The following is a 25,239-nucleotide window of genomic DNA, read 5'->3' as shown; positions in this document are numbered from 1 at the left end:
TTACTCCCCCACCCTTGACGGGCGTTTACGCAGGTGAAGGGCGGATTGTGCGGTTCGGACGGCCGGGGCGCACCCATCAGGCTGAAGAGATTCATGTCTCACTTACACAGAAGCGGACATACGGTCTCATTCCTTAGGCTGATCCGGCGTCAGTTCCAGGCTCTGGCCAGGGAGGATGAGGTCCGGGTCGGCGCCGACGGTGTCCTGGTTGGCCTCGTAGAGGGCGGACCAGCCGCCGGCGACCTTGTGCTCGTCCGCGATGACCGACAGGTTGTCGCCGGGCCGCACCGTGTACACGCCGGCGCCGACGGTCCCGGGGTCACGTGTCGCCCCGTCACCCCGGGAGGGATGCCCGTCCTTTTCGCGGTCGATGACCGAATTGCCGGTGTCTGCGGGATCGGTGGGCTCCAGGGTGCCTTCGGCCGCCGGAGTGCCGGGCTTGAGCGGCGCGCCGGGGTCGGCGGGGGCGGTCGGCGCGGTGGGGTCGGCGGGGGCGACCGGGTCGGTCACCGCGCCCTCCTCCTTCGCGGGCTCGCCACGGTGCTTGCCGGCGCCGGACGCGGGGCTCCGCGGCGCGTCGGGCGCCGTGGTGACGGGCTCGCCGGGCAGGAGCGGGTCGGCGGGCCGGGTGGCCTCGGGCGTGCCCGGGTCCTCGAGCGTCCCGACCGGGTCCGTAGCACCGGGCGCGGCCGGGGCGGTGCCCGTGGGATCGGCGTCCGGCGTCGCGGTGGCGCCGCCGAGGCCCGCGACGGGGGCGCAGGTCTCCCAGGTCCGGACGCCCGTCGCGGCGTAGACCTTCTCGGCGACGGCTATCTGCTCGGCGCGGCTGGCGAGGTCGGGGCGCGCGGCGTACGCCAGACCCCCGTACGACTCCCAGGTCGCCTGCGACATCTGGAGGCCGCCGTAGAAGCCGTTGCCGAGGTCGGCACTCCACAGGCCGCCGGACTCGCACTCGGCGACCCGGTCCCAGGTGGTGGCGTCGGCCGCCGTCGCGGAGCCCGCGCCGAGCAACGGGAGCGCGATGGCGGATCCGGTCACCCCTGCCGCGACAACGATGGCGGGGGCTTGACGGGGTCGTCGGTGCCGGCCGTTCCCGGAGCGCATGCGGTGCTGCCTTTCGCGTGACTGCTGAGGTGACGGTGAACGTAGCGGCATTCGAACGTCAGTCACAAGTCGATGCAGCGGAGATCACGCGAGGATCACAGAAATGACGGACCGTCAGTTCGCGTCCTTCGCCAATGGGGTGAACTCGACCGGGAGCGTACGCAATCCACGCATGATGAGCCCCCCGCGCCACCGCAAATCGGCAGGATCCACCGCGAGCCGGATGTCGGGCAGCCGGGTCAGCAGCGTCGCGAGCGCGGTCTGCCCCTCCAGCCGGGCGAGCGGCGCGCCGAGGCAGTAGTGGATGCCGTGCCCGTAACCCAGGTGCTGGTTGTCCCGCCGCGACAGGTCGAGCGTGTCCGGCTCGGCGAACCGCTCCGGGTCGCGGTCGGCCGCGGCGAGGACGACGAGGACGGGGTCGCCGGCCGCGATCCGCTCACCGCCGATGGTGAGCGGTTCGGTCGCGAACCGCCACGTCGCCAGCTCCACCGGCCCGTCGAAGCGCAGCAGTTCCTCCACGCCCGTCTCCAGCAGCCCCGGTTCGCCCGCGGCGAGGGAGGCCTGGAGGCGCTCGCGCTGGTCCGGGTGGCGGAGGAGGGAGTGGACCCCGTTGCCGATCAGGTTCACGGTCGTCTCGAAGCCGGCGAACAGGAGGATGAACGCCATCGCGGCGGCCTCGTTCTCGGTGAGGTGCTCGCCGTGGTCCGAGGCCCTGATGAGCCCCGAGATCAGGTCGTCGCCCCCTTCCTCCCGCAGACCTTCCCGCTTGCGGTGGATCAGCTCGGCGAGGTACCCGCGCATCTTCTTGACCGACCGCGCGACCCCACCGCGCGGCCCGCCGCCGTGCCGGATCATCATTCCGGCCCAGTCGCGGAAGTCGTCCTGGTCCTCGCGGGGGACGCCGAGCATGTCGCAAATGGCGTAGATGGGGAGAGGGAAGGCGAACTCGTGGATGAGGTCCGCGCTGCCCCTCGCCGCGAAGTCGTCGATCAGCCGGTCGGTCAGCTCCTGTACGCGCGGGGCGAAGGCGGCGACCCGGCGGGGCGTGAACGCCTTCGACACCAGCCGTCGCAGCCGGGTGTGGTCCGGCGGGTCGATGTTCAGCAGGTGCGTCATCAGGTCGGCCTTGCGCTCGCCCGGGATGCCGGTCCTGCCCCTGGCGTGCTCGGTCCCGTCGTGGTGCGCCGGGTTCTTGCTGAGCCGCTGGTCGGCCAGCGCCTGCCGGGCGTCCGCGTACCGCGTCACCAGCCACGCCTCGACCCCGCTGGGCAGCCGGGTGCGGTGCACGGGCGCGTGCTCCCGCAGCCAGGCGTACGCGGGATAGGGGTCGGTCGCGAACTCCCACGTGAACAGCTCGGGCGCGGTCGCGGCCGGGCACCCCCGCGCTCCGTCCCCCGGGGCGCCCGGGGAGACGCGGGCGGCGCCTCGCGGTTCCGGCGTCGCGTGCGGGTCCTGCGCGGCGCCCGCGTCCTGTGGGGCGTCCGGGTCCTGTGGGGCGTCCGGGTCCTGCGCGGCGCCCGGGTCCTGTGGGGCGCCCGGGTCCTGTGGGTGGCCCGGGGCGGACGGGGTGCCGTGCGCGGGCGGGGCGGCTGCGGCGCCGTCCGGCGGGGAGCAGGGGCGGCGCGGGGCGTCGTGCGGGGCGTCGTGCGGGGCGTTCACCCCTCGACGGTATCCGGCGCCCCCGGGCCCTCCGCCGCGCGGATGGCGTCGCGGTAGGCGCGGCCCGCCGCGCGGAGGGCGGCTTCCGGGTCCACGCCCTCCGCCTCGGCGCGTACGGCGAGGGCCAGCAGCTCGTAGCCGACACCCTCACCGGCCGGGAGGGCGACCTCCAGGCCCGCGGTGCGGACCCGGCTCGCGAGCTTGGCCGCCAGCGCGAGGCCCGGCTGGCCGAGCGGGACGCCGTCGGTCACCGACGCCCGCCGCTTCTCGATCGCCTTGGTGCGCAGCCAGTGCGCCTTGACCTCCTCCGGCGTCTCCGCGCGCTCCTCGCCGAACACGTGGGGGTGGCGGTGGATGAGCTTCTCGACGATCGTGCCCGCCACGTCGTCGACGGAGAACGGCTCCTCCTCGTGCTCCTCGGCGATCCGCGCGTGGAAGACGACCTGGAGCAGGACGTCCCCGAGCTCCTCGCGCAGCTCGTCGCGGTCGCCGTCCTCGATGGCCTCGACCAGCTCGTACGCCTCCTCGATGCCGTACTTCGCCAGACCCCCGTGAGTCTGCCGCGACGACCAGGGGCACTCCCGGCGGATCCGGTCCATGACCTCCACCAGGTCCAGCAGCCGCGCGCCCGGCAGGTCGTACGACCCCGGCAGCAGCTCCAGGTCGGGCATCGCGACCCGGCCGGAGCCCGCCATCCGGGCCAGCCCGTCGGTCAGCGCGCCGTCGCCCTCACCGCCCGCCACGACGACGACCGTGCGGCCTCCCGCGCAGGCGTCCACCAGCTCCCGCGCGGTGGGCGCGGCGATCTCCACGGCGACGCCGGCCTCGCGCAGGTACGGCAATTGCGGGTGCGCGTCGTCGGCGCACAGCACCCGGTCGGCGGCGTGCAGCACCCGCCAAGCCGGCCAGGACAGCAGCCCGGGCGCGACGCGGTGGCTGGCAGTGAGCAGGACGACCCGGCCGGGGCCGTCGGAGTCCGGGGTGTCGGGGGTTTCGGGGGTGTCGGCGTTCACCCCTCGAACCTACATCTGCTGCTTCTCGGCCGGCTGCCGCAGCCAGGGCGCGCGGTACTCGCCCAGCTGGATCTTGTCGTTGTCCCAGGTGCCGTACCGGGGGTTCACGTCGATGTCGAGCGCCTTGGACGCGGCGGCGAAGACCTCGGTGAGCTTCTGCTGCCCCTCCGGGGTGTTCCCCGCGCCCAGCTTCGCGGCGATCTTGTTCATGAGGACGTTGCGCCGCACCACGTCGTCGATCTCGTCCGGCGCGACGCCCTGCTGCTGGAGCAGCATCGCGGCGAGCTGCTCCTCGCCGCCGCTCTGGGCCGCCGCGGCCCGCCGGGTCTCCTGGATCTCCTTGCGGCTGGCGGTGATCCCCTGGTCGGCGGCGACCTTCCGCACCACCCGGTCGAAGATCATGCCGTTGAGCTTCTCGCGGTTCAGGTCACCGGTCGCCTCGATCAGCTGCCTCGCCTGCGGCGACGCCTCCTGGGCGCTGCGTACGTCCCTGACCTGGGCCTGGAGCGCGGCCACCTCGATCCGGTCGCCGTCGACGACGGCCGCCGCGCCGGGATGGGCGTCGCTTCCGCAGGCGGTCAGGAGCGGAGCCGCGGCGAGCAGCGCGGCGGAGACGGAGAGCGCGGTGCGACGGCGGCGATGCAGGCGGTGCAAAGGAGCCTCCCGGCGTGGGTCGTGCGTCAGTGTGAACGACCTTGCGGTGATCGATGGTAGGCAGTGAATGTGGCTCAGGCCACTACTTCGAGGCCACTGCTTCGATCAACGAGTCACCGGTCCGGCGGGTCTCGGGCCGCAGCATGATCGTCCGCGAGACCACGAAGGTGACGGGAACGGCCGCGGCGGCCGCCAGTAGCGGGGCCCAGCGGCTGGAGAAGCCCGCCAGGTCGACCAGCAGCCAGACGCCGCTCGTGGTGATCACGAAGTTCGCGGCGTTGGTGAGCGGGAACAGCACGAACTTCCGCCACGTGGGGCGGGTCCGGTAGGTGAAGCGGCAGTTCAGGAAGAACGACCCGGTCATGGCCAGCAGGAAGGCGGCCACGTGGGCGGCCACATAGGGCAGGCCCAGCGCCAGGAACGACAGGTAGAAGCCGTAGTAGGCGGCGGTGTTCACCACACCCACCAGCGCGAACCTGACGATCTGGCCGCGGACGGTCATCGGCTTACGAGCTCCCCACGGGGTCGGCGGTGCGGTACGGGCGCGCTGGTCGCCTTCACCGGGAAGTGCGGGCGCCTTCGCACCTCGTCATGGGTACGGCCCACATACTCCCCGACGAGTCCCGGCATCACGCCGTACGTCTGCGTACGGGAAAGTGGTGGCGCGGAATTCCACCCCGGCGGAAGGGCCCTTGAAGAAGCGGTGGTACCCGGTCGGTTCCGAGGACCGCGTGCCCGACGTCACCCGCGTAAGGGTCGCCTGCGCGCCACCAAGACTTCACCGCCGCACCACCGGGCCGTGACCCGCCCGGCAGGGGGGCGGCGTAGCTTGCCCCGCATGCCCTCTCTTCTGAGCAACCGGCTGGCGAAGCGGGTCATGCGCCCCGCGTTCGCCCTGGTCGAGCAGCGCATGGAGCGCGCGACCAGCGCGCTCCAGACCGACCTCGACGCCCTGCACCACGCGGTGGCCGACCTGCGCCGCCAGAGCTACGGCCTCGGCCTGCTGCTGGACCAGGCCGGGCGTGACGGGCACCGGATGCCCACCGCCACCCAGGTCGACACCCTCGTACGCGAAGTGCGCGCCGTCACCGGCGACGACGGCGACCGGGCCCGGCACGACGTCACCGTCGCCTACCGCCACCTGGTGGCGCTGGAGGCGCTCGGCGCCGGCGGCCTGGCCGGCTCGGTCTCCGACGTCTGCGGGCGGCTCACGACCGTCCCGCTGCTCGCCCCGCCGAACGGCGAGGTGCTGGAGATCGGCACCGCCCACGGTCTGTTCGCCGCCGCGCTGCGTCGGATGCTGCGGCGCGGCGGCGTCGAGGCGCGGCTGACGATCGTGGACCCGCTGGACGGCTCTCCCACCCGGGAGGACGTGGTCCGCGGCAACCTGGCCCTGGGCGGCGCGACAGGGCCGGCGGACGCGGCGCGCATCGAGCGGGGCGGCTTCGACGACCCGGCCGTGCGGGAACGCATCGCCGACCGCCGCTACGGCGTGATCGTGGTGACCGGCCGGCCCGACCTGGCGGCCGTGCGGGACCTCGCGGCTCCCGGCGCGGTCGTCGTCCTCGGCGACCAGCCGCGCCCGGCGGGGCTCACCGGGCTCGGGCGGGTGGCCGACTCGGTGTACTGCCGGGCGGCCTGAGGCCCCGGCCGGGGGGCGGCGACGGCCGGGACACAGGCGCCCGGGGCGGCGGAGGCGCCCGGGCCGGCCGGCCGCCGGGTCACACGCCGCGCATCTGCCGCTGGCGCTCCAGCGCCCGGCGCAGCTCCGCCGGCAGCGGGTGGTACGGGCCGTACACCCGCTCCGTGTCGTACAGCAGGTTCTGGAACTGCTGCTGGGCCGCGGTGTGGTCGCCCATCGCGAGGAGCAGGTGCCCGATGCGGTGCCGGATGTCGAACGCGCGGGCCGGGTCGGTCGCGGCGGTCCCGCTGGCCGTGTAGTACGGCAGGACCGCCCGGTACTCGGCGAGCGCGGCGGCCGTCTCGCCCAGCTGCTCCAGGCACAGCGCCGCGTCGTACCGGAACTGGAGCGTCTGCGGATCGGCCGGGCCCGCCTCCGCCGCCCGGTCGTCGGCCAGCCTCCGCAACTCGGGCAGGGCCCGCCGGAACTGGCCGTCGTCCATCAGCGTCGTCGCGTACTGCTTGCGCAGGATCCGGACGACCGGGGAGTGCTCGCCGTGCTCGGCGGCGGCGGCCGGGAGGATCCCGCCGAGGATGTCGACCGCCTGCGTGATGCTGCCCTCGCCGAGCAGCCGCTTGACCTCCTCCACGGCGGCCGCGACGTCGGGGCGGGTCGCGGCGGGCGGCTGCGGCACGGGCGCGGGCGTGGTGACCCGGTCCGGCCACGGCGCGTGCGGGCGCAGGAAGGGGCGCGTGGGGTCGAGCGGGCCGGTCGGCACACCGCGCCCGGGAAGCAGCGGGGCGAGCGCCTCGTACACCTCCTGCGCGCCGGACGGGCGGTGCTGCGGGTCCTTGGCCAGCAGCCGCAGGACCAGGGCCTCCAGCGCCTCGGGGACCTCCGGGCGGAGCTGGCGGACGGGCAGCGGCGGCTCGTACAGGTGGCGGTGGAGCACGCCGAGGGCGGTGGAGCCGGCGAACGGCACGTTGCCGCTGAGCAGTTCGTGGAGCAGCGCGCCGAGCGCGTACAGGTCGGTGTACGGGCCGACGGCGCCGCCCATGGCCTGCTCGGGCGCCATGTAGGCGGGGCTGCCGATGGGCGAACCGGTGTGCGTGAGGCGGGTGGTGTCGGTGTCGATGACGGAAGCGACGCCCAGGTCGAGGACGGTGACCGTGCCGTCGGGCTTGACCATGACGTTCCGCGGCTTGAGGTCGCGGTGGACGATCGGCACGGCGTGCACGGCGGCGAGCACCGCGCACAGCTGCGCGGCGACGGACACCGCCCACTGCCAGGGGTACGGGTCGTGCTCGGCGAGGTGGTCGGCGAGGTCGGCGCCCTCCACGTACTGCATCACCAGGTACAGGTCGTCGTCGTCGCTGCCGGCGTCGTGCACGGTGACCAGCCCGGGGTGGGAGACCTGCGCGGTGACCCGGCACTCGCGGACGAAGCGCCGGCGCATCTCGTCGGCGCCGGTGGCGGCGGCCATGTGGTCGGGCCGCAGCAGCTTGACGGCGACGCGGCGGTCGAGCCGCCCGTCGTAGGCGGTCCACACCTGGCCCATGCCGCCCTGCCCTATGACGGTCGACAGCTCGTACCGCCCGGCGATCACCCGGCCGTTCACTTGCCCTCTTCCCAGGGATCCTGCGGCTCCCGGCGGAGGAGGTCGCTGAGCTCGTCGAGCTCGGCGCGCACCTGGTGGATGCGCTGCGACGTGGGCTTGGCGGAGGTCGGCTGCTGGGGTTGGGGCTGGTGCGGCTGCTGCTGGGTCTGCGGCTGGTGCCGGGGCGGGACCGGGCCGGCCGCGGCAGGCGGCGTCGGGTGGTGCGGCTGGGGCTGCACCGGCCGCGGGTAGGTCTGCTGGGCCGGGGGTGCGACCTGCGGGTAGCCGTAACCGGTGGTGGGCGGCGGCCCGAAGACCGCGGCGGGCGCGCTCGCGCGCCCGTAGTGCCGTATCTCCGCGACCAGGTAGTAGATGGTGACGCCCAGGATGGTGACCAGCATCCACCCTCCGAAGAACAGTGCCGAGCCGTCGCTCATCTCCTGCCGCTCGTCCTCCGGCACGGACTCGCCCAGGAAGACGAACATGCCGACGCCGGACAGCAGGACCACGCAGAACAGGACCCAGTCGAGAACCTTGCGGGTGACGACGGCCAGCCTCAGCAGCGGGGTCCAGGCGAGGAACCCGCAGCTCAGCACGGTGAGGGCCACGAAGAGCGTGCGCAGGGCGACCAGCGTGCCGTCGGCGGGTCGCCCTGGCTGAGGCGGTGCGTGGCCGTGGCCGTGCATTACTGCTCCTGGAGGACGTGTGCCGACCCGGCGAGTCGGACGAGAGGACGAGCGTATACATCGACACCGACAGCGGCGCCGGGGTTGTACGAACCGTTGTGGAAATGATCAATCGCCCGGTGCGGCCTCGACCGTGCCGTCCGTGAGCCCGTCGTACATGCCCCGCACCAGCCGCTCACCCAGCCGCCCCGCGAGGCGCAGCGTCTCCTCGAACTCGGCGAGCGCCCGGAACGTCTCCCCGTACCGCCGCTGTTCGGCGAGCGGGAGCCGGGGCAGCTGGAGGCGCCGCACGTCGAGCCGGGTCGCCGTGGACGCGTAGCTGCTGGCCTGCCGGTTGTTGGCGGTGCCGCGCAGGAAGCCGGCCAGGAACCAGGGGTCGATCGCCGCCGGGTCGGGGCGCAGCAGCTGGAGGTTGCGGCCGAGGGCGGCGCCCTCGGCGGTGTCGTCGACGACGCGGGCGACCGACCCGCCGCCCAGCACCGGGACGACGACGTCACCGGCGCGGACGAGCACGGGCTCCTCGCCGGTGCCCTCGGGGAGGGTCCCCGAGGGGGCCTGGCCGGCCAGGACGTCCTGCTCGGTGAGGACGGGCACGGCGGAGCCGGTCGCGGTTCCGGGGGCGGATCCGGTTCCGGGGGCGGTTCCGGATCCGCCCGCGCGCAGTTCCAGGGCGCCGGTGCGGGCCAGTTCGCCCACGGTGACGCCGGGGAGGCGGGCGGCCTCCGGGTGGGAGGCGGTACGGGCGGGCGGCGGGGTCAGCTCGCCGGTGCGGCGCAGTACGGCGGTCAACCGGTCGCGGACCCCGGCCAGTTCCTCCGCCCCGCCGGCGGCGGCCGGGGGCGGCAGGTGGCGGGCGGGCGCGAGGTCGACGTCGTCGTCGAGGAGTTCGATGACCGGGACGCAGCGGTGGGCGCCGGGCCGTTCGGCGACGGTGCCGTGCTTGTCGAAGGGCTGCCAGGCGTCGAGCACGGCGGTGTGGACGGTCGGCCAGTCGAGCTTGTCGCGGCCCGCGCCGGTGTGCTCGGCGGTGTCGACGACCAGCAGCGCGGGCGACGTGGGGGCGCCCGCGACCGGCTTGCGCAGCACCCACAGGTGGAGCGGGATGCCGTACGGGGGTGCCGCCCCGGCCGGCAGTGCGACGACCGCCCGCAGCGCGCCGCGCCGCAGCAGGTCGGCGCGGATGCGGCGGCCGGAGCGGCGCGAAGCGGCGGCGGGGGGCATCAGCAGGACGGCGGTGCCGCCGGGCCGCAGCCGGGCCAGGGCGTGCTGCACCCAGGCCAGTTCGGACTCGGTGCGGGCGGGGAAGCCGTACTCCCAGCGCGGGTCGTAGGCCAGTTCCTCGTGGCCCCAGTTGCGTTCGTTGAACGGCGGGTGGCAGAGCACCGCGTCGGCGGTGAGCCGCGGGAAGGCGTCGGAGCGCAGCGAGTCGCCGGCGTGGGCGCGGACGTCGGCGCCGGAGTGCAGCGCGAGGCGGAGCGCGGTGAGCGCGGCCAGGTCGCGGTCGGTCTCCTGGGCGTACAGGGCGGCGGGCGTGGCGGTGGCGCGCAGCAGGGCGCCGGTGCCGCAGGCGGGGTCGAGGACGGTGTCGGCCGGTCCGGCGAGTTCGGCCATGAGGGCGGCCGGGCCGGACGGGGTGAGGGTGTACTGGCGCGGGTTGGCGTCCAGGTGACGGCCGAGGAGGAACTCGAAGGCCTGCCGGGCGCCCGCCTCGGCGGCGAGCTCGGTGGCGGCACGCAGCAGCGGGACGGAGGGCGCGAGTTCGGTCGGGTTCGGCGTGGGGACGGCCCGCTCGGGGCCGAGGCGGAGCGTGAGGATCTCCTCCAGGGCGGCGGGCAGCAGCTCGGTCATGCGCTCGTCGGACACGGCGGTCATCTCCAGCCAGCCGCTGGACCTCTCCCGTACGAGGAGGAGGGCGCACCCCGCGTGCACCAGGGCGGTGACCGCCCCGGCGGGATGGCCGGCGATCTGCTGCCAGACCCGTTCGCGCAGCGGCACCTCGGCGAGCTTGCCCTGGACGCGCAGCCAGCGCTCGACGTCGGCGAGCGCGAACGACGGACTGGTCTCGGTGCCGCCGACGGGCTTGGGGAAGTCGGCGTGCCGGCGCCGCCAGTTGCTGACCGCGGCCCGTCCCACTCCGGCGAGGCGGGCGATCCCGGCCGCGGTCACCTCTGCTGCGTTGTCCGGCACCGGCCGACTCCCTTCGCCCATGTCTGTCGCTGTGGCGCCGATCCTACAGCTGTACACAAGACCCTCCGCTTCACAATGTGATCGAAGCTCCACACTGTGAACCGTGTTGACTCGGTTCACACACTCTGGTCTTATTGACCCGTCGCCACACGGGGCAGCTGCAAAGCCCCGGTACACAGCTATGTCACTGTCCCGGAGGGCATCCATGTCCGACTTCTCGCAGCAGCCCCAGCACGGCACCCAGCCCTACCCCGGCACCGGCCAGTACGGCGGGGACCCCGGCGGCCAGTACGGCGCCCCGGTCCACCAGCAGCCGCCGCGACCCGCCCGTAACGGACTGGGCACCGCGGCACTGATCCTCGGCATCATCGGCACCCTGGCGGGCGTCATCCCGCTGATGTTCTGGCTGGCCGGCATCCTCGGTCTCATCGCCCTGGTCCTCGGCCTGGCCGGCCGCGGCCGCGTCAAGCGCGGGGAGGCCGCCAACAAGGGCGTCACGACGGCCGGCGCGGTCCTGGGCCTGATCGCGATGATCCTGTCGGTCGTCGGCGCGGTCATCCTCTACAAGGTCGTGGACGACGCGGTGAACGAGGCCACCAAGGCATCGAGCAGCACGGCCCCGAAGGACCCGGCCGCCGGCAAGGGCGGCGCCCCCGCCGCCGGGAAGGACGCCGGATCCGCCGGGACCGCCGAGGACGGCGACAAGGGCAAGCCCCTGGCCGCCGACGACACCTCGGTCTACGACGACGACCTCCAGGTGACCGTCTCCGCGGCCACGTCAGCCAAGGCGGGCGAGTTCGCGATCGGCCACACCGAGGGCAACAAGGTCTACGAGCTGACGATCACCGTCGAGAACGCCGGCAAGAAGAAGTTCTCCACCGACGGCCTCACCGTCGGGGCCCGCGCCGGTGAGAACGGGGTCACCGCCGAGGAGATCTTCGACGGCGAGACCTACGGCACGGGCTTCACCGGCAGCATCCTGCCCGGCAAGAAGGCCACGGTGAAGTACGCCTTCGACGCCCCCGCCGACGCCAAGTCGCTGACCGTCGAGGTCACCCCCGGCTTCGACTACGACGCCACGCAGTGGGACCTGAAGCTCTGACCGGCCCCGCCGCGCCTCCCCTCCCCGCACTTCCCTCCCCCGCTCCCCCTTATCCGGAGAAAGCACCCCCATGTCTTCCACCGTCGCCCGCACCCTCAAGCGTCCCGTCCCGGCCGTCCTCTGCGTCGCCGCCGCGCTGGCCCTCACGGCCTGCGGTACGTCCGGTTCCGCCGGCGGCACGGCGAAGGACGCCGGCCCCTTCCCCGGCCTGTCCGGCCCGCAGATCGCCAACAAGGCCGTCAAGGCGACCAAGACGGCCGGCTCCCTCACCCTCGACGCGAACCTCACGACGGCCGACGGCCCGATCAAGGCCTTCATGGCGCTGGACACCCAGGGCCGGTGCGCGGGGACCATGACCATGGGCGCCACCGGCACCATGGAGCTGATCAAGACCGGCAAGGTCGCCTACATGCGCTTCGACGAGGCCTTCCTGCGCGACCAGAACAAGGGCGGCTCCAAGGAGGAGACGGAAGCCGTCCTGAAGATGCTCAAGGGCCGCTGGATGCAGACCGACGTCACCGACCCGGAGGCCAAGGACAGCCTTGAGATGTGCGAACTGGACGCGATGCTCGCCGAGTTCGAGACAGGCGTCAGTCTCGCGCAGCGGGGCGAGGAGACCACCGTCAACGGCAAGAAGGCGCTGACGCTCACCGAGAAGGACGGTGACACGACGTACAGGTTCTACGTCGCCACCGAGGGGCGGCCCTACCTGCTGAAGATCGAGCAGAAGGGCGGCGAGGAGCCGGGAACCATGTCCTTCCTCGACTACGACAAGCCGGTCCCGGCGAAGAAGCCGGCCGCCAAGGACATCCTCGACCTCGACGAGCTCGGGGCGGAGTAACGAGGCCCACGGGGGGCACGGGGGGCACGGGGGAGCCGGACGGACCGTCGGAGGGGACGGCCTGCCCGGCTCTTCCGTGTGCCCGCGCCGCCTACAGTGCTAGCCGCTGGGCCGGACCGGCGCGACGTCCTCACCGAAGCCCAGCCCCCGCGCGTCGTCCCGCATCGCCGCCGGCATCCGGACGGAGAGACCCTTCCCCCGTACGGAACGCCGAACGGCCGCGCCACCACCGCCCCGTCGGCGCCGGTGGCCACCAGCACGTACTCCGGCAGCTCCGCCACGATCCGCCCGATGGCGGCCCGGCCGATCGGGTCGTGCGGTATGAACCCGGACCACAGGCCACGCATCAGCCACAGCGGCCCCTGCAGCTCACGCCTCAACCGCCGCACTGCCGCAGCATCGCGTCCTTGTCCGCGGCGGTGACCGGCAGCTCGTACTTCTCCGCCACCTGGGCGAACCGCACCGCGTAGGCGCACCGGACCGACGTCTCCGGCGGCAGCCAGGACGCCGGACCGGAGTCGCCCTTACGGCTGTTGGTCGGCCCGTCCACCGGCAGCAGGTTCAACGGGTCGTTGGCCAGGCGGGCCCGCTTGCCCTCCGGCCAGCGGGAGGCTCCCATCTGCCAGCTGTAGGACAGCGGCACGACGTGGTCGATCTGCACCTCGGCCGCCTCGGCCTTCTTCCAGGCGATGTCCTTGCCGGTGTACGGGTCGTGCAGCGTCATCGCCACGACCACGCAGTCGGAACCGGACCGGAAGCGCAGTTCCCTGCCGTCCCGGCGCAGCAGGTCGTTGCGGGTGTCGCAGCCGTTGCGGGCCAGCGGTACGCCGTCGGCGGTGTCCATCCAGGCGTACCCGAACTCGTCACGGTCGTACCCCGTCCTGGGGCCGCGCCCCTTGACGGCGAGCGCCTCGACGAGTCGGCGGGCCTCCGCCCGGTCGGCGTCCGACACGAGGGGCGCGAGGCCCGGCTTCGTGCCGTCCGGGTTGTCCAGCGGGGCGGTCCGCCCCGCTGGCGCCGGTCCGGGCCCCGGCGACCCGCCACCGTCCAACGGGCCGCCCGCCCCGCACCCCGTGACGAGCGACGCGGCGAGCGTCGCGGCGGCGGTGAGCACCGACGGCCGGGGCGGCTTCCGTGTCATGGGCATTCCCGCATGGTAGGCGCCGCGGCTACACCTTGCCGATGCCCAGGGTGTTCTCGCCCGGCAGGAGGCCGCTGCCGATGACGGCGAGCCACACGCCGCCGAGCGCCTCCGCGAGCCGCGCGGTGTCCTGGGCGCCGAGCGCCGCCCAGGGCCCCGCGGCCAACTCGTCGGTACGGCGCTCCACCTCGTCGCGCAGCGCACGTCCCGCCTCGGTCGCGGTGCCCGCCTCCGTGACGAGCCCGCGCGCGGTGAGCCGCTCACGGGCGGCCTCCCACTCCTCGCCGCTCCAGCCCCGGCTCGCGAAGACCTCCCGGGAGGCGGCGCCGACCGCGGCGAAGGAGACCAGCGACTCGGCCGGGTCGAGCCCGGCGGTGAGCAGCGCGGCGAGGTGGCCGTCCCCTCGGTGCTCGCGCAGCACGGTCGCGGCCTGCCACAGCACCAGGTGCGGCTCCTCGGGCCACTCCAGCGCGGCGTTGGCGGCGGCGAGCGGCCGCCCGGCGTGGACGGCCGCCCCGGCGGCGCGCCGGGCGAGGGCGGCGGCCTCCTTCAGCGCGCCCACCTCTTCCCCGAGCAGCCGCCGGTAGAAGCGGTCCACGGCCCGCAGTCGCGCCACCAGGACGTCCCCGGGCGCGGCGACCTGCCACGCGGCCGGCACGTACCGCTCCACCATCGCGGGGCTGAAGCCGTAGAACGCGGACGCCACCGGCCCGGCGCCCACCGGCCCCAGCGGCGCCGCCCGCCACGCGAAGTAGGACGGCCAGCGCTCCTCGGTCCCGTACCCGAGCGCGGCGGCCTCCTCGAAGGCCTCCGGCGCGTAGTAGAGCACCGCGTGCAGGGGCTCCAGCAGGTGCCACAACTGCCGTACGCGACCCAGGTCCTGGTCCATGCCACGCCTCCGTCTAGTCACTGTCCAGATTCAGCGTCCGCCCTCGCCCCCGACTTGTCAATGACTAGATTGAGCGTACGGTGGCCCCATGAGCAGTCAGCGCGCCTACCACCACGGCGACCTGCGGCGGGCCGTGCTCACCGCCGCCCTCGACGTCATCGGCTCCGACGGCCCGGCCGCCCTCAGCCTCCGCGACCTCGCCCGCCGGGCGGGCGTCTCCCACGCGGCCCCGGCCCACCACTTCAAGGACCGCGCCGGCCTCCTCACCGCCGTCGCGGCGGAGGGCTTCGGCCTCCTGGCGGCGAGCCTCGCGGACGCGGCGGGCCTGCGGGACGCGGGCGTGCGGTACGTCCGCTTCGCCATGGACCACCCGGCCCACTTCCAGGTCATGTTCCAGCCGGACCTCCACCGGCCGGACGACCCCGCGCTCCAGGAGGCCAGGTCCCGTGCGGGCGACCGCCTGCGGGAGGCGGTGGCCGGGGCGGTCGACGAGGAGGACCCGCAACTCGCGGGCATCGCCGCCTGGTCCCTGGCCCACGGCTTCGCCACCCTGCTGCTGACCCACAACCTCACCGGCCCGGTGGGCGACCGGGCCCCGGAGGACGTCTTCCTGGCGCTCACCGGCATGCTCTTCAAAGCCTGACCGGCGATCTCCCACGGCCGGCCGATGCGTTCCCGCCCCCGCGCCGGTCCCGGACGCGTCGTCACCGCGGTGGCCGCGCGACCGGGCCGCCGCGGCGCACGGGGCGGGGACCCGGCGCGGCGATGCGCGGGCCGGGGACGGGGCACGAGCGCCCGCCGGGGTTCAGCGGTGGCGCCGCACGTCCAGGCAGCCGACCTCCGTGGAGGCGCCGTACGGATCGATGACGGTCTTCGTGCCGGTGGTGCTGCCCGACAGGCACAACCGTCCGTCCATCATCCGGAGGTCCAGGGTGAACTCCACGGCGCCACCGGTGCTCCGCAGGCCCAGGATCCGCTCGTCGAGGTAGCCGAGGCCGCGCAGGATCTCCTCGACCTTCCGCGGTGTCGGGCCGGTCGTGTCCCTGAGGGCCTGCGTGACGCGGCGGGCGTGCAGGCGGGCGTCGCACTCCTCCGCGGAGGACAGCTCCTGCTCCTGCTTCGCGGCCTCCGGGTCCCGGGGCGCGGACGGGGCGGGAGGCTCGTCCGGTACGGGCAGCGGCCCCCCGGCGGCGGGCGGGGCCACGGGGGGCTGCTCGGATCCCGGCCCGGGTTCCGGCCCCGATCCGGGTCCCGGTTCCGGTCCGAGTTCCGGGGCCGGGCGGTCCCCGGCGCACGGCTCGCCGACGGTGACCAGGAGCTCCATGAACGCCAGGTACTCGGCCTCCTCGGCGGCCGTCGCCCCGTCGGCCGCGTCGGGCGGGGCGACGGCGGGTGCGGCGGCAGCCGGCGAGGTGACGGCCGGTCCCGCCGCGGCCGGGGCGGCCGGGTCCGGGGATCCGGCGCCCGCACCCCGTTCACCGGCTCGTTCGGTGCCGCAGGCGGCGAGGGCGAGCGCGCACAGCACGGCGAGCGCGGCGCCCCGCCGCCCGCGGGACGGTCCGCGTGTCCGGCCCCCGAGGGCGGATGGGGCGGGCGGGGCGCTGTCCCTGGAAAGTGTCATGACCGCAGTCTTGATCGCGGACCGGCGGCCGGCCACAGGTATTCCTGCTCAGCGCCCGGCACCCCGTACTCACCCGCCCGGCCGCGCCCCTCCAGGCCCTACGACCCCAGGATCGTGGTTAGGAACTCGCCCGTCCACGACAGCAGCTCGCGGCCCACCACCGGCTTGCCGCCGATCTTGCCCGTGGTGGGGCGGGGGACCAGGATCTGGCGGGCGGGCGCCTTGATCACCGTACGGGGGTGGAGGCGCTTCAGGCGCAGCTCCTGCGACTCCCGCAGCTCCACCGGGGCGAACCGGATGTTCGGGCCCTGGAGGACGATCTCGCCGACACCGCACGCGCGGGCCAGCATCCGCAAGCCGGCCACCAGCAGGAGGTTCTCCACCGGCTCCGGGAGCTTGCCGTAGCGGTCGGTGAGCTCCTCGCGCACCGCCTTGATGTCCTCCTCCGAGTTCGCGGAGGCGATCGCCCGGTACGCCTGGAGGCGCAGTCGCTCGCCCGGCGCGTAGTCGTGCGGGACGTGCGCGTCGACCGGCAGCTCGATCTTGACCTCCAGCGGCGGCTCCTCCTCCGCACCGCCCTCCAGGGAGGCGCGGTAGTCGGCGACCGCCTCGCCGACCATGCGCACGTACAGGTCGAAACCGACGCCCGCGATGTGGCCGGACTGCTCGCCGCCCAGCAGGTTGCCCGCGCCGCGGATCTCCAGGTCCTTCATGGCGACGTACATGCCGGCGCCCATCTCGGTGTGCTGGGCGATCGTCGCGAGCCGCTCGTGGGCGGTCTCCGTGAGCGGCTTCTCCGGCGGGTACAGGAAGTACGCGTACCCCCGCTCGCGGCCACGCCCGACCCGGCCGCGCAGCTGGTGGAGCTGCGACAGGCCGAAGTTGTCACCGCGCTCCACGATGAGGGTGTTGGCGTTGGAGATGTCGATGCCCGACTCGACGATGGTCGTGGAGACCAGGACGTCGAACTTCTTCTCCCAGAAGTCCACCACCACCTGCTCCAGGGCCTGTTCGGTCATCTGGCCGTGGGCGATCGCGATGCGGGCCTCGGGGACGATGTCGCGGAGGCGGGCCGCCGCCCGGTCGATGGACTCCACCCGGTTGTGGATGTAGAAGACCTGCCCCTCGCGCAGCAGCTCGCGGCGGATCGCCGCGCCGATCTGCTTCTCCTCGTACGGGCCGACGAAGGTGAGGACCGGGTGCCGCTCCTCCGGGGGCGTGGTGATGGTCGACATCTCCCGGATGCCGGTCACCGCCATCTCCAAGGTGCGCGGGATCGGGGTGGCGGACATGGTGAGCACGTCGACGTTGGCGCGCAGCTTCTTCAGCTGCTCCTTGTGCTCGACGCCGAAGCGCTGCTCCTCGTCGACGACGACCAGGCCCAGGTCCTTGAACTTGGTCTCGGACGAGAACAGCCGGTGCGTACCGATGACGATGTCGACCGAGCCGTCCTTCAGGCCCTCCAGCGTCGCCTTCGCCTCCGTGTCCGTCTGGAAGCGCGACAGCGCCCGTACGACGACCGGGAACTGCGAGTACCGCTCCGAGAACGTGCCGAAGTGCTGCTGCACGAGCAGCGTGGTCGGGACGAGGACCGCGACCTGCTTGCCGTCCTGCACCGCCTTGAACGCGGCGCGCACGGCGATCTCCGTCTTGCCGTAGCCGACGTCGCCGCAGACCAGCCGGTCCATGGGAACCGTCTTCTCCATGTCCTCCTTCACCTCGGCGATGGTGGACAGCTGGTCGGGGGTCTCCGCGTACGGGAAGGCGTCCTCCAGCTCCCGCTGCCACGGGGTGTCCGGGCCGAAGGCGTGGCCGGGCGCGGCCATACGGGCGCTGTACAGCTTGATCAGGTCGGCGGCGATCTCCTTGACCGCCTTCTTGGCGCGGGCCTTGGTCTTGGTCCAGTCGGCGCCGCCGAGCCGGTGCAGGGTCGGGGCCTCGCCGCCGACGTACTTGGTGACCTGCTCCAGCTGGTCGGTGGGGATGTACAGGCGGTCGCCGGGCTGGCCGCGCTTGGCGGGCGCGTACTCGACGAGGAGGTACTCGCGGGTGGCGCCCTGCACGGTGCGCTGCACCATCTCGATGTAGCGGCCCACGCCGTGCTGCTCGTGGACGATGTAGTCCCCGGCCTCCAGGGTGAGCGGGTCGATCGTCTTGCGGCGCCGCGTCGGCATCCGCTGCCCGTCCTTGCCGGCCGCCTTCTGCCCGGACAGGTCGGTCTCGGTGAGGACGGCGAGCTTGAGCACCGGGTCGATGAACCCGTACTCGATCGAGCCGCAGGCCACGTGCACCACGGACGGCGTGATGTCCTTCAGGTCGCCGTCCAGGCGGGCCGCGATGCCCTCGCCGCCCAGCACCTCGACCGTGCGGGCCGCCGGGCCGTGCGCCTCGGTGACGTACACCGTCCGCCAGCCGTCGGCCAGCCAGCCCTTGGTGTCGGCGAGGGCGCGGGCGGTGTCGCCCCGGTACGACTCGGGGGCGTGCATGCCGAGCTTCAGCGTGTCCTCGTCGAGCTCGTCGTCCGCCGCGAACGGCGACACCGTCCACCACATCATGCCCAGCTCGCGCGCCCGGTCCCGGACGTCCGCGATGCCCCACAGCGAGGCCGCGCCGACGTCGATGGGCGCCTGGCCGCCGCTCGCGGTCGCCGCCCACGAGGCGTGCAGGAACTCCTGCGAGGTGGCCACCAGGTCGGCCGCCCGGGTGCGCACCCGCTCCGGGTCGCACACCACCGCCATGGAGCCCTCGGGCAGTACGTCGAGCAGCAGCTCCATGTCGTCGACCAGGACCGGGGCCAGGGACTCCATGCCCTCCACCGCGATGCCCTCGGCGATCCTGCCGAGCAGGTCGCCCAGCTCCGGGTGGGCCTCGGCGAGTGCCGCCGCCCGCGCCTTCACCGGCTCCGTCAGCAGCAGCTCGCGGCACGGCGGCGCCCACAGGCCGTGCTCGGCGACCTCCAGGGACCGCTGGTCGGCGACCTTGAAGTACCGGATCTCCTCGACGTCGTCGCCCCAGAACTCGACGCGCAGGGGGTGCTCCTCCGTCGGCGGGAACACGTCCAGGATCCCGCCGCGCACCGCGAACTCGCCGCGCTTCTCGACCAGCTCCACGCGGGTGTACGCGGCGGCGGCGAGGCCCTCCACGATGTCGTTCAGATCCGCCTGCCGCCCGGTGCGCAGCGACACGGGCTCCAGGTCGCCCAGGCCCTTGACCTGCGGCTGGAGCACGGAGCGGACGGGCGCCACGACCACCGAGACGGGGCCGGTCGCCGGGTCGTCCGCCGACGGGTGGGCCAGGCGGCGCAGCACGGCGAGGCGGCGGCCCACGGTGTCGGAGCGGGGCGAGAGGCGCTCGTGCGGCAGCGTCTCCCAGGACGGGTACTCCACGACGGTGTCCGGGTCCAGCAGGGTGCGCAGCGCGGCCGCCAGGTCCTCCGCCTCCCGGCCGGTCGCCGTCACGGCGAGCACCGGGCGGCCGGCGTCCCGGGCCAGCGCGGCGAGCGCGAAGGGACGGGCCGCGGGCGGGCCGACCAGGTCGACGTGGGCCCGGTGACCGTCGGCGGCGGCCTTCACCGCTTCGGCGAGGGCGGGGTCCTTGACGACGGCGTCGAGCAGACCGTGCAGGCTCATGAAGGCTTCCATCCGAGGGGGGTGGGCAACGCGAACCGCCCGACACGTCTCACGGGCCGGGGGGTTTCCAGCGTACGACGTCGGTCCGACACCCGCCCCCGAAACCTCTCCCGCCCCACGGAGCGCCCCCCGAAGCGTCCGAAAATCCGTGCGGCAAAGTGTCAACCGCAACCGTCACCCCGGACGTATACGCCAGGGGCCCCTCCGGCCCCACCGGAAGCCCACCGACCACCCCACCGGGCCCCGCACCCGCACGTGACCCGAAGGAGCCCCCCACCCATGCGTGGAGCCGTCCTCGCCCCGCCCGCCGGTGGCACCGGAAAGATCCGAATACCCGGCGCGCGCCGTCCGTCCCCGCCCGGAACCCGGCGGCGGACCTGGCCGGACCGCGCGCCGTACCTCCTCGCGCTCGCGCTGTTCGCCGCGTACGGCACCCTCTCCGTGCTGCGGTACCGCCGCATGGAGACCCGCTCCTGGGACCTGGGCATCTTCGAGCAGGCCGTCCGCGGCTACGCCCACCTCCAGGCACCGGTCGCCGACCTCAAGGGCCCGGGGACCAACATCCTGGGCGACCACTTCAGCCCCGTCACCGCCCTGCTCGCACCCGCCTACCGGCTCTTCCCCACCCCCGTCACCCTCCTGCTCGCCCAGGCCGCGCTGTTCGCCCTCGCCGCGATACCCGTCACCCGCGCCGCCACCCGGCTGCTGGGCCGGACGTCCGGGCCGGCGACCGGCGTCGCGTACGGCCTGTCCTGGGGCATCCAGCAGGCGGCCGACTTCGACTTCCACGAGATCTGCTTCGCCGTCCCGCTGATCGCCTTCTCCCTCGAGGCCGTCCTGCGCAGGCGGTGGCGGACCGCGCTCCTGTGGGCCGCGCCACTGGTCCTGGTCAAGGAGGACCTGGGCGCCACCCTCGCCACGATCGCCCTGGTGGTGGCCTGGCGGGCGCGCCGGGACTCGCGCCGCGCCGCCGCGTACGCGACCGGCGTCGCCGTCCTCGGCGCGGCCGCCGTGATCCTCACCCTCACCACCGTCATCCCCGCCTTCAACACCACCGGCGGCTACGACTACTGGACCAAGGTCGACGACGGGCCCTCCCCCTTCGCCGGCGCCGACACCAAGCTGCGCACCCTCGTCTGGCTCCTGCTGCCCACCACCGGGCTGCTCGCGCTGCGCTCCCCCCTCCTGCTGGCCGGCGCCCCCACCCTGGGCTGGCGGTTCCTGTCCGGCGACGACCACTACTGGTCCACCGACTGGCACTACAGCGCCGTGCTGATGCCCGTCCTGTTCCTCGCCCTCGCCGATGCCGCCGACACCTCGCGCCGCAGCGCGCGCCCCTGGCTGCGCGAGTACGCCGACCGGCTGCCCGCCTGCGCCGCCGCCGCCGCGCTCGCCCTCACCCCCTCGCTGCCGCTCTCGGCGCTCAGCGAGACCGCCACCTACCGCACGTCCCCGCGGGTCGTCGCGGCCGGGGAACTCCTCGCCCGCGTCCCCGACGGTGCGACGGTCGAGGCGAACGTCGGGCCGATCAGCCGCCTGGCCGGCCGGTGCCGGGTGCTGTGGGTGGGTGCCAGCCGGGGCGAGACGCCCGACTGGATCGCGCTCGACAACTCCTCCGGCTGGGTGCGCGACCCGCACGCCTACGCCCGGCAGCTCCACCCCGCGGCCCGCTACCGCCTGGCCGGCGAGGCGGGCGGCTACCTGCTCCTGCGACTGCGCACCTGACGATCCCCCGGTCCACGGTCCGGTACACCCCCGTGACGCCACCACCCCCGCATGGAATGCTGCCGCATACATGCATCCCGACGTCTGGGGGAGAACGTGAGCGGCGCCGCCGGCCGAGCAGACCGTACCGACGACGGCGCCACCCCCCGCCGGGCGCACGGCCCCGCAACCGCCGCCGCACCCCGCGGGCGCGGACCGGTCGTCGCGGCCCTCATGATGGGCATGGCCCTCGCCGCCCTGGACGGCACGATCGTCTCCACCGCCGTACCGCAGATCGTCGGCGACCTGGGTGGGCTGACCGTCTTCTCCTGGCTCTTCTCCGGCTATCTGCTCGCGGTGACCGTCACCCTCCCGGTGTACGGCAAGCTCTCCGACACCTTCGGCCGCAAACCCGTCCTGGTCGCCGGCACAGTCCTGTTCCTCATCGGCTCGCTGCTGTGCGCCGCCGCGTGGAGCATGGAGTCCCTCATCGCCTTCCGGATCGTCCAGGGGCTGGGCGGCGGCGCGCTCCAGGGCACCGTGCAGACCATCGCGGCCGACCTGTACCCGCTCAAGGAGCGTCCCAGGATCCAGGCCCGGCTCTCCACCGTCTGGGCCACCTCCTCCGTGGCCGGACCGGCCCTCGGCGGACTGCTCGCCGGGTACGCCGACTGGCGCTGGATCTTCCTGGTGAACCTGCCCGTCGGCGGCGTCGCCCTCTGGCTGATCGTCCGCCACCTCGCCGAACCCGCCCGCACCCGCCGCACCAAGGTCCGGGTCGACTGGCCGGGCGCCCTCGCGATCTTCTCCACCGGTACGTTGCTGCTGACCGCCCTCGTCCAGGGCGGCGTGGCCTGGCCGTGGCTCTCCCCGCCGTCCCTGGCGCTGTTCGCGGGCGCGGCGGTCCTCATGGCCGCCACCGTCCTGATCGAACGCCGCGCCGCCGAACCGATCATCCCCGGCTGGGTCTGGCGCCGCCGCACCATCGCCGCGGTCAACCTCTCCCTCGGCGCGCTGGGCCTGCTGATGGTCGCGCCGACGGTGTTCCTCCCCACCTACGCCCAGACCGTGCTGGGCCTCGGACCCATCGCCGCGGGGTTCGTGCTGTCCGCGATGACCCTGTCCTGGCCCGTCACCGCGGCGCTGTCCGACCGCGTGTACAACCGCATCGGCTTCCGCCTCACGGCCGTCACCGGCATGTCGTTCGCCGTCCTGGTCCTCCTCGCCTTCCCGCTGCTGCCCTATCCCGGCGAACCGTGGCAGCCGGCCCTCCTCATGCTGCTGCTGGGCGCGGCCCTCGGCCTGTTCCAGCTGCCGCTCATCGTGGGCGTCCAGTCCACCGTCCCCTGGGCCGAACGCGGCACCACCACCGCGTCCGTCCTCTTCTGCCGCCAGGTCGGCCAGAGCCTCGGCGCGGCGCTCTTCGGCGCCGTCGCCAACGCCGTCCTCGCCACCCGCCTCACCGAGGGCGGCCTCGACGACCCCGCCGCGCTCACCCCCGGCGCGGTGGACGCCGCCGTGGAGTACGTGTACGTCGGCGCCGCCGCGGCCGGGACCCTGGCGCTCGTGGTCCTCCTGACCCTCGCCCCGCGCCGCTTCCCCGTCCGCACGGACGACGACCGGCCCGCCTGACCCCGGTGCCCCGCCGGGCGGGGCGCCGGGGTCACTCCGTACGGCCCGTCAGCGCCGCCAGGCTGCTGCGGACGTGCGCCATGTGCGCCCGTACCTCGTCGCGGGCCGTCTCGTGCTCCCGAAGGATCCGCTCCGTCTCCCGCTCCACCCGCTCGGCCCGCAGCCGCGCCTCCGCCAGCAGCGCCCCGGCCCGCGCGTCCGCCTCCTCCTGATCGTGCCGCGCCCGCTCGGCCACCGCCGCCAGCAGCCGCTCCGCCGCCGCGAGCCGCTCCTCGGCCCCGCCGATCAGCTCCGCGAGGCGCCGCGCCAGCTCCGCCTCCCGCCCGGCCGCCTCCCGCTCCACCGCCTGCCACCGCTCGGCATGCCGGGCCTCCTGCTCGGCCAGCAGCCGCTCCGCGCGCTCCCGGGCCTCCCGCAGCGCGGCCAGCCCCTCGCCCCGCCGCTCCTCCGCCTCGGCGAGCGCGCCCGCCGCGAGCTCCGCCGCCGTGCTCCGCGCCGCCGCGACGGTCTCCTCCGCCCGCTCCTCGGCCCGGCCCCGTACCGCCCCGGCGGCCTCGCGCGCCGCGTCCCGCAGCGACCGCGCCGCCGCCTCCGCCTCGTCCGCCAGGCGTCGCGCCTCCTCCAGCGCGTCCGCCCGCAGCGCGTCGGCCTCCTCCTCCGCGAGCGCCAGGATCCGCTGCGCCCGCCGCCCCAAGGTCTCGTACCGCTGCGGCGGCAGCTCCGCGATGAACTCCCGCAGGCGCACCGCCTCCGCCGCCAGCTCCCCGGCCCGCGCGGCCAGTTCGTCCGCCCGGCGCCGCGCGGCGTCCCTATCCGACTCCAGCCCGGCGACGGCCCGGTCCACCTGCTCGGCCCGGTAGCCGCGCCCCCATACGACAGCGAATCCGCTCATGACTGACGCCCCTTTCCCCGGCTCAAGGATGCAACAACCGGAACCGGGGGAAAGGGGCGCCCGTGCGCCAAGCTCCGTCCTAAAGCAGCCCGTCCCACATCTGCTCCAGCAGCACCGACCACCAGCTCTCCGGCGACGACAGCGCCGCCGGGTCCAGCATCGCCAGCTGCGCCTGGAAATCGACCGTCCAGCGACCCGCCTGTTCCGGCGTCAGCCCGAACCGCAACCGCCACATCCGCCCCAGCAGCCCCAGGGACCGGGTGAACTCCGGCAGCCCGCTGTTGACGAACTGCGGCGCCACCGGCCGCCCGTCCGGACCCGCCTCCACCGGCACGGCCACGATGTGCGCCGTCCCGTACTGGACACAGATCGCCCGCCCGAAGTCCGACCCGATCACCAGGTACGAACCCGCGTCGGACGCCGGCCGCACCTGCCGCTGCGCGGCCAGCTCGGCCAGCGTCGGCACCACCGGCTGGGCCGGCTGCGCCCAGAAGAACGGCCCGAAGTCCGCCGGCAGCCCCGCCCACACCAGCGTGCGGGCCACCAGCTCCGGCACGCCCTGGCGCGACACGGCCCGCTGGTCGAACCGGCAGATCCCCTGCGGCCCGAACGCGCCGACCAGCTCCTGCGCGACGGCCTCCGGCGGAACCGGCGGCACGGGCTGCACCGGCGGCAGCGGCACCCGCAACGGGGCCGGACGCGCCGGCCCGTCCGCCACCTGGTGCAACTCACCCTGGTGGGCGATCAGTTGCCCCATTCCCTGCTGACGGCTCGCGTGGTCGCGCCCGTACGGGGCGATCGACGTGATCCGCGCCTGCGGCCACGTCTCCCGGATCATCCGGGCGCAGTAACCGCCGGGCAGCTCGCACGACTCCAGCTCGGTGTGCAGCTCCAGAACCTGCTGCGGCGGCACGTTCATCGCCCGCAGCTCGTGCAGGATCTGCCACTCGGGGTGCGGCGTACCGGGCGCCGAGCGGCGGATCAGCTGGGCCTCGGACCCGTCGGGCGCGCGGTAGCGCAGCACGGCCTGGTAGCCGGGGCCCACGGTCGGCAGACCGGTGGGCGGCGCCTGCGGGTAGCCGTACGCGGGCGGAACCGGCCCCGGCGGCGGCAGCGGACCGGGCCCGCCGCCGGGGCCCGGCTGCGCCAGCATCGTCGCCGCGTGGTGCACCCCACCACCGGGAGGGCCGGGAGGCGCCGGCGGCGGCGGAGTACCGGGACCACCCGGCGCGCCCGGAGGACCGGGCGGGGGAGGCGTGCCGGGACC

At 74.5% G+C, this 25,239-nt stretch carries 20 protein-coding genes; 6 read left to right on the top strand and 14 right to left on the bottom strand.

The genetic code is table 11. The features are described 5' to 3' along the window. Nucleotides 1-126 precede the first annotated feature (126 nt). The 5 genes from AC07DW_RS20175 to AC07DW_RS20155 form a co-directional block, all read right to left on the bottom strand. Nucleotides 127-1,038: a transglycosylase family protein gene (locus AC07DW_RS20175; protein WP_478859021.1), complete on the bottom strand. Its 912-nt coding sequence runs from the start codon at nt 1,036-1,038 to the stop codon at nt 127-129. Between the two features lie 180 nt (nt 1,039-1,218). Continuing rightward, nucleotides 1,219-2,457 carry a cytochrome P450 family protein gene (locus AC07DW_RS20170; protein WP_478859049.1) on the bottom strand — a complete coding sequence of 413 codons (1,239 nt, stop codon included), beginning with the start codon at nt 2,455-2,457 and terminating at the stop codon, nt 1,219-1,221. Between the two features lie 302 nt (nt 2,458-2,759). Next, nucleotides 2,760-3,776, bottom strand: coding sequence for a nucleoside triphosphate pyrophosphohydrolase (locus AC07DW_RS20165; protein WP_478859020.1), 1,017 nt, complete (start codon nt 3,774-3,776; stop codon nt 2,760-2,762). A gap of 9 nt (nt 3,777-3,785) precedes the next feature. Beyond that, on the bottom strand, nt 3,786-4,421 hold the full coding sequence (locus tag AC07DW_RS20160; RefSeq protein ID WP_478859048.1) for a SurA N-terminal domain-containing protein: 636 nt from the start codon (nt 4,419-4,421) through the stop codon (nt 3,786-3,788). 91 nt (nt 4,422-4,512) lie between these two features. Next, a complete protein-coding gene (locus tag AC07DW_RS20155) occupies nt 4,513-4,932 on the bottom strand; it encodes a GtrA family protein (RefSeq protein WP_478859019.1) in 420 nt (139 codons plus the stop codon). Between the two features lie 336 nt (nt 4,933-5,268). Here AC07DW_RS20155 and AC07DW_RS20150 point away from each other — a divergent pair, with 336 nt between their 5' ends. Next, on the top strand, nt 5,269-6,072 hold the full coding sequence (locus AC07DW_RS20150; protein WP_478859018.1) for a class I SAM-dependent methyltransferase: 804 nt from the start codon (nt 5,269-5,271) through the stop codon (nt 6,070-6,072). Between the two features lie 79 nt (nt 6,073-6,151). Here AC07DW_RS20150 and AC07DW_RS20145 read toward each other — a convergent pair whose 3' ends face one another. The 3 genes from AC07DW_RS20145 to AC07DW_RS20135 form a co-directional block, all read right to left on the bottom strand. After that, complete coding sequence (locus AC07DW_RS20145; RefSeq protein WP_478859017.1) at nt 6,152-7,669, bottom strand: protein kinase domain-containing protein; 1,518 nt, start codon at nt 7,667-7,669, stop codon at nt 6,152-6,154. Then, nucleotides 7,666-8,334 carry a hypothetical protein gene (locus AC07DW_RS20140; RefSeq protein WP_478859016.1) on the bottom strand — a complete coding sequence of 223 codons (669 nt, stop codon included), beginning with the start codon at nt 8,332-8,334 and terminating at the stop codon, nt 7,666-7,668. Before AC07DW_RS20140 ends, AC07DW_RS20145 begins: the two co-directional genes overlap by 4 nt. 108 nt (nt 8,335-8,442) lie before the next feature. After that, the gene (locus tag AC07DW_RS20135; RefSeq protein WP_478859015.1) at nt 8,443-10,542 is read right to left on the bottom strand and encodes an N-6 DNA methylase; all 2,100 of its coding nucleotides are present in this window, start codon (nt 10,540-10,542) and stop codon (nt 8,443-8,445) included. Nucleotides 10,543-10,726: 184 nt separating this feature from the next. Here AC07DW_RS20135 and AC07DW_RS20130 point away from each other — a divergent pair, with 184 nt between their 5' ends. Together AC07DW_RS20130 and AC07DW_RS20125 are read left to right on the top strand one after the other, a co-directional pair. Beyond that, nucleotides 10,727-11,623: a DUF4190 domain-containing protein gene (locus AC07DW_RS20130; RefSeq protein WP_478859014.1), complete on the top strand. Its 897-nt coding sequence runs from the start codon at nt 10,727-10,729 to the stop codon at nt 11,621-11,623. 70 nt (nt 11,624-11,693) lie between these two features. After that, nucleotides 11,694-12,464, top strand: coding sequence for a hypothetical protein (locus AC07DW_RS20125; protein ID WP_478859013.1), 771 nt, complete (start codon nt 11,694-11,696; stop codon nt 12,462-12,464). A 376-nt stretch (nt 12,465-12,840) separates the two neighbouring features. On the opposite strand, the gene AC07DW_RS20120 is transcribed toward AC07DW_RS20125, so the two are convergent. Both AC07DW_RS20120 and AC07DW_RS20115 read right to left on the bottom strand, forming a co-directional pair. Then, complete coding sequence (locus AC07DW_RS20120; RefSeq protein WP_478859012.1) at nt 12,841-13,611, bottom strand: HNH endonuclease family protein; 771 nt, start codon at nt 13,609-13,611, stop codon at nt 12,841-12,843. Nucleotides 13,612-13,633: 22 nt separating this feature from the next. Beyond that, on the bottom strand, nt 13,634-14,494 hold the full coding sequence (locus AC07DW_RS20115; protein WP_478859011.1) for an SCO6745 family protein: 861 nt from the start codon (nt 14,492-14,494) through the stop codon (nt 13,634-13,636). An 88-nt stretch (nt 14,495-14,582) separates the two neighbouring features. Here AC07DW_RS20115 and AC07DW_RS20110 point away from each other — a divergent pair, with 88 nt between their 5' ends. Continuing rightward, nucleotides 14,583-15,137 carry a TetR/AcrR family transcriptional regulator gene (locus AC07DW_RS20110; protein WP_478859010.1) on the top strand — a complete coding sequence of 185 codons (555 nt, stop codon included), beginning with the start codon at nt 14,583-14,585 and terminating at the stop codon, nt 15,135-15,137. 162 nt (nt 15,138-15,299) lie between these two features. On the opposite strand, the gene AC07DW_RS20105 is transcribed toward AC07DW_RS20110, so the two are convergent. Then, nucleotides 15,300-16,115, bottom strand: coding sequence for a hypothetical protein (locus AC07DW_RS20105; RefSeq protein ID WP_478859009.1), 816 nt, complete (start codon nt 16,113-16,115; stop codon nt 15,300-15,302). Between the two features lie 98 nt (nt 16,116-16,213). Further along, nucleotides 16,214-19,744: a transcription-repair coupling factor gene (gene mfd / locus AC07DW_RS20100; protein ID WP_478859008.1), complete on the bottom strand. Its 3,531-nt coding sequence runs from the start codon at nt 19,742-19,744 to the stop codon at nt 16,214-16,216. Between the two features lie 279 nt (nt 19,745-20,023). On the opposite strand from mfd, the gene AC07DW_RS20095 reads away from it, so the two are divergent. Both AC07DW_RS20095 and AC07DW_RS20090 read left to right on the top strand, forming a co-directional pair. Next, nucleotides 20,024-21,469 (top strand): DUF2079 domain-containing protein, encoded by a 1,446-nt coding sequence (locus AC07DW_RS20095; RefSeq protein ID WP_478859007.1) that lies wholly within the window; start codon nt 20,024-20,026, stop codon nt 21,467-21,469. A gap of 51 nt (nt 21,470-21,520) precedes the next feature. After that, the gene (locus AC07DW_RS20090; protein WP_478859006.1) at nt 21,521-23,080 is read left to right on the top strand and encodes an MFS transporter; all 1,560 of its coding nucleotides are present in this window, start codon (nt 21,521-21,523) and stop codon (nt 23,078-23,080) included. 31 nt (nt 23,081-23,111) lie between these two features. On the opposite strand, the gene AC07DW_RS20085 is transcribed toward AC07DW_RS20090, so the two are convergent. Both AC07DW_RS20085 and AC07DW_RS20080 read right to left on the bottom strand, forming a co-directional pair. Then, nucleotides 23,112-23,972, bottom strand: a complete 861-nt coding sequence (locus AC07DW_RS20085) for a cellulose-binding protein (protein ID WP_478859005.1) — start codon at nt 23,970-23,972, stop codon at nt 23,112-23,114. Between the two features lie 79 nt (nt 23,973-24,051). Continuing rightward, nucleotides 24,052-25,239 (bottom strand): SUKH-4 family immunity protein (locus tag AC07DW_RS20080; RefSeq protein ID WP_478859004.1); only part of this gene is annotated, 1,188 nt, incomplete at its 5' end.

This window comes from Streptomyces sp. NPDC045701, assembly GCF_056432045.1.
Note: the sequence above shows the minus strand (reverse complement) of the source record. Positions and strands in the feature narration are given on the sequence as shown.

What these genes read in the sequence shown, in the direction of transcription:
- AC07DW_RS20140 (WP_478859016.1), bottom strand. Translation starts at nt 8,334, where the DNA reads ATGCACGGCCACGGCCACGCACCGCCTCAGCCAGGGCGACCCGCCGAC.
- AC07DW_RS20135 (WP_478859015.1), bottom strand. Translation starts at nt 10,542, where the DNA reads ATGGGCGAAGGGAGTCGGCCGGTGCCGGACAACGCAGCAGAGGTGACC.
- AC07DW_RS20110 (WP_478859010.1), top strand. Translation starts at nt 14,583, where the DNA reads ATGAGCAGTCAGCGCGCCTACCACCACGGCGACCTGCGGCGGGCCGTG.
- AC07DW_RS20155 (WP_478859019.1), bottom strand. Translation starts at nt 4,932, where the DNA reads ATGACCGTCCGCGGCCAGATCGTCAGGTTCGCGCTGGTGGGTGTGGTG.
- AC07DW_RS20150 (WP_478859018.1), top strand. Translation starts at nt 5,269, where the DNA reads ATGCCCTCTCTTCTGAGCAACCGGCTGGCGAAGCGGGTCATGCGCCCC.
- AC07DW_RS20095 (WP_478859007.1), top strand. Translation starts at nt 20,024, where the DNA reads ATGCGTGGAGCCGTCCTCGCCCCGCCCGCCGGTGGCACCGGAAAGATC.
- AC07DW_RS20125 (WP_478859013.1), top strand. Translation starts at nt 11,694, where the DNA reads ATGTCTTCCACCGTCGCCCGCACCCTCAAGCGTCCCGTCCCGGCCGTC.
- AC07DW_RS20090 (WP_478859006.1), top strand. Translation starts at nt 21,521, where the DNA reads ATGGAATGCTGCCGCATACATGCATCCCGACGTCTGGGGGAGAACGTG.
- AC07DW_RS20130 (WP_478859014.1), top strand. Translation starts at nt 10,727, where the DNA reads ATGTCCGACTTCTCGCAGCAGCCCCAGCACGGCACCCAGCCCTACCCC.
- AC07DW_RS20105 (WP_478859009.1), bottom strand. Translation starts at nt 16,115, where the DNA reads ATGACACTTTCCAGGGACAGCGCCCCGCCCGCCCCATCCGCCCTCGGG.
- AC07DW_RS20115 (WP_478859011.1), bottom strand. Translation starts at nt 14,494, where the DNA reads ATGGACCAGGACCTGGGTCGCGTACGGCAGTTGTGGCACCTGCTGGAG.
- AC07DW_RS20085 (WP_478859005.1), bottom strand. Translation starts at nt 23,972, where the DNA reads ATGAGCGGATTCGCTGTCGTATGGGGGCGCGGCTACCGGGCCGAGCAG.
- AC07DW_RS20120 (WP_478859012.1), bottom strand. Translation starts at nt 13,611, where the DNA reads ATGCCCATGACACGGAAGCCGCCCCGGCCGTCGGTGCTCACCGCCGCC.
- mfd (WP_478859008.1), bottom strand. Translation starts at nt 19,744, where the DNA reads ATGAGCCTGCACGGTCTGCTCGACGCCGTCGTCAAGGACCCCGCCCTC.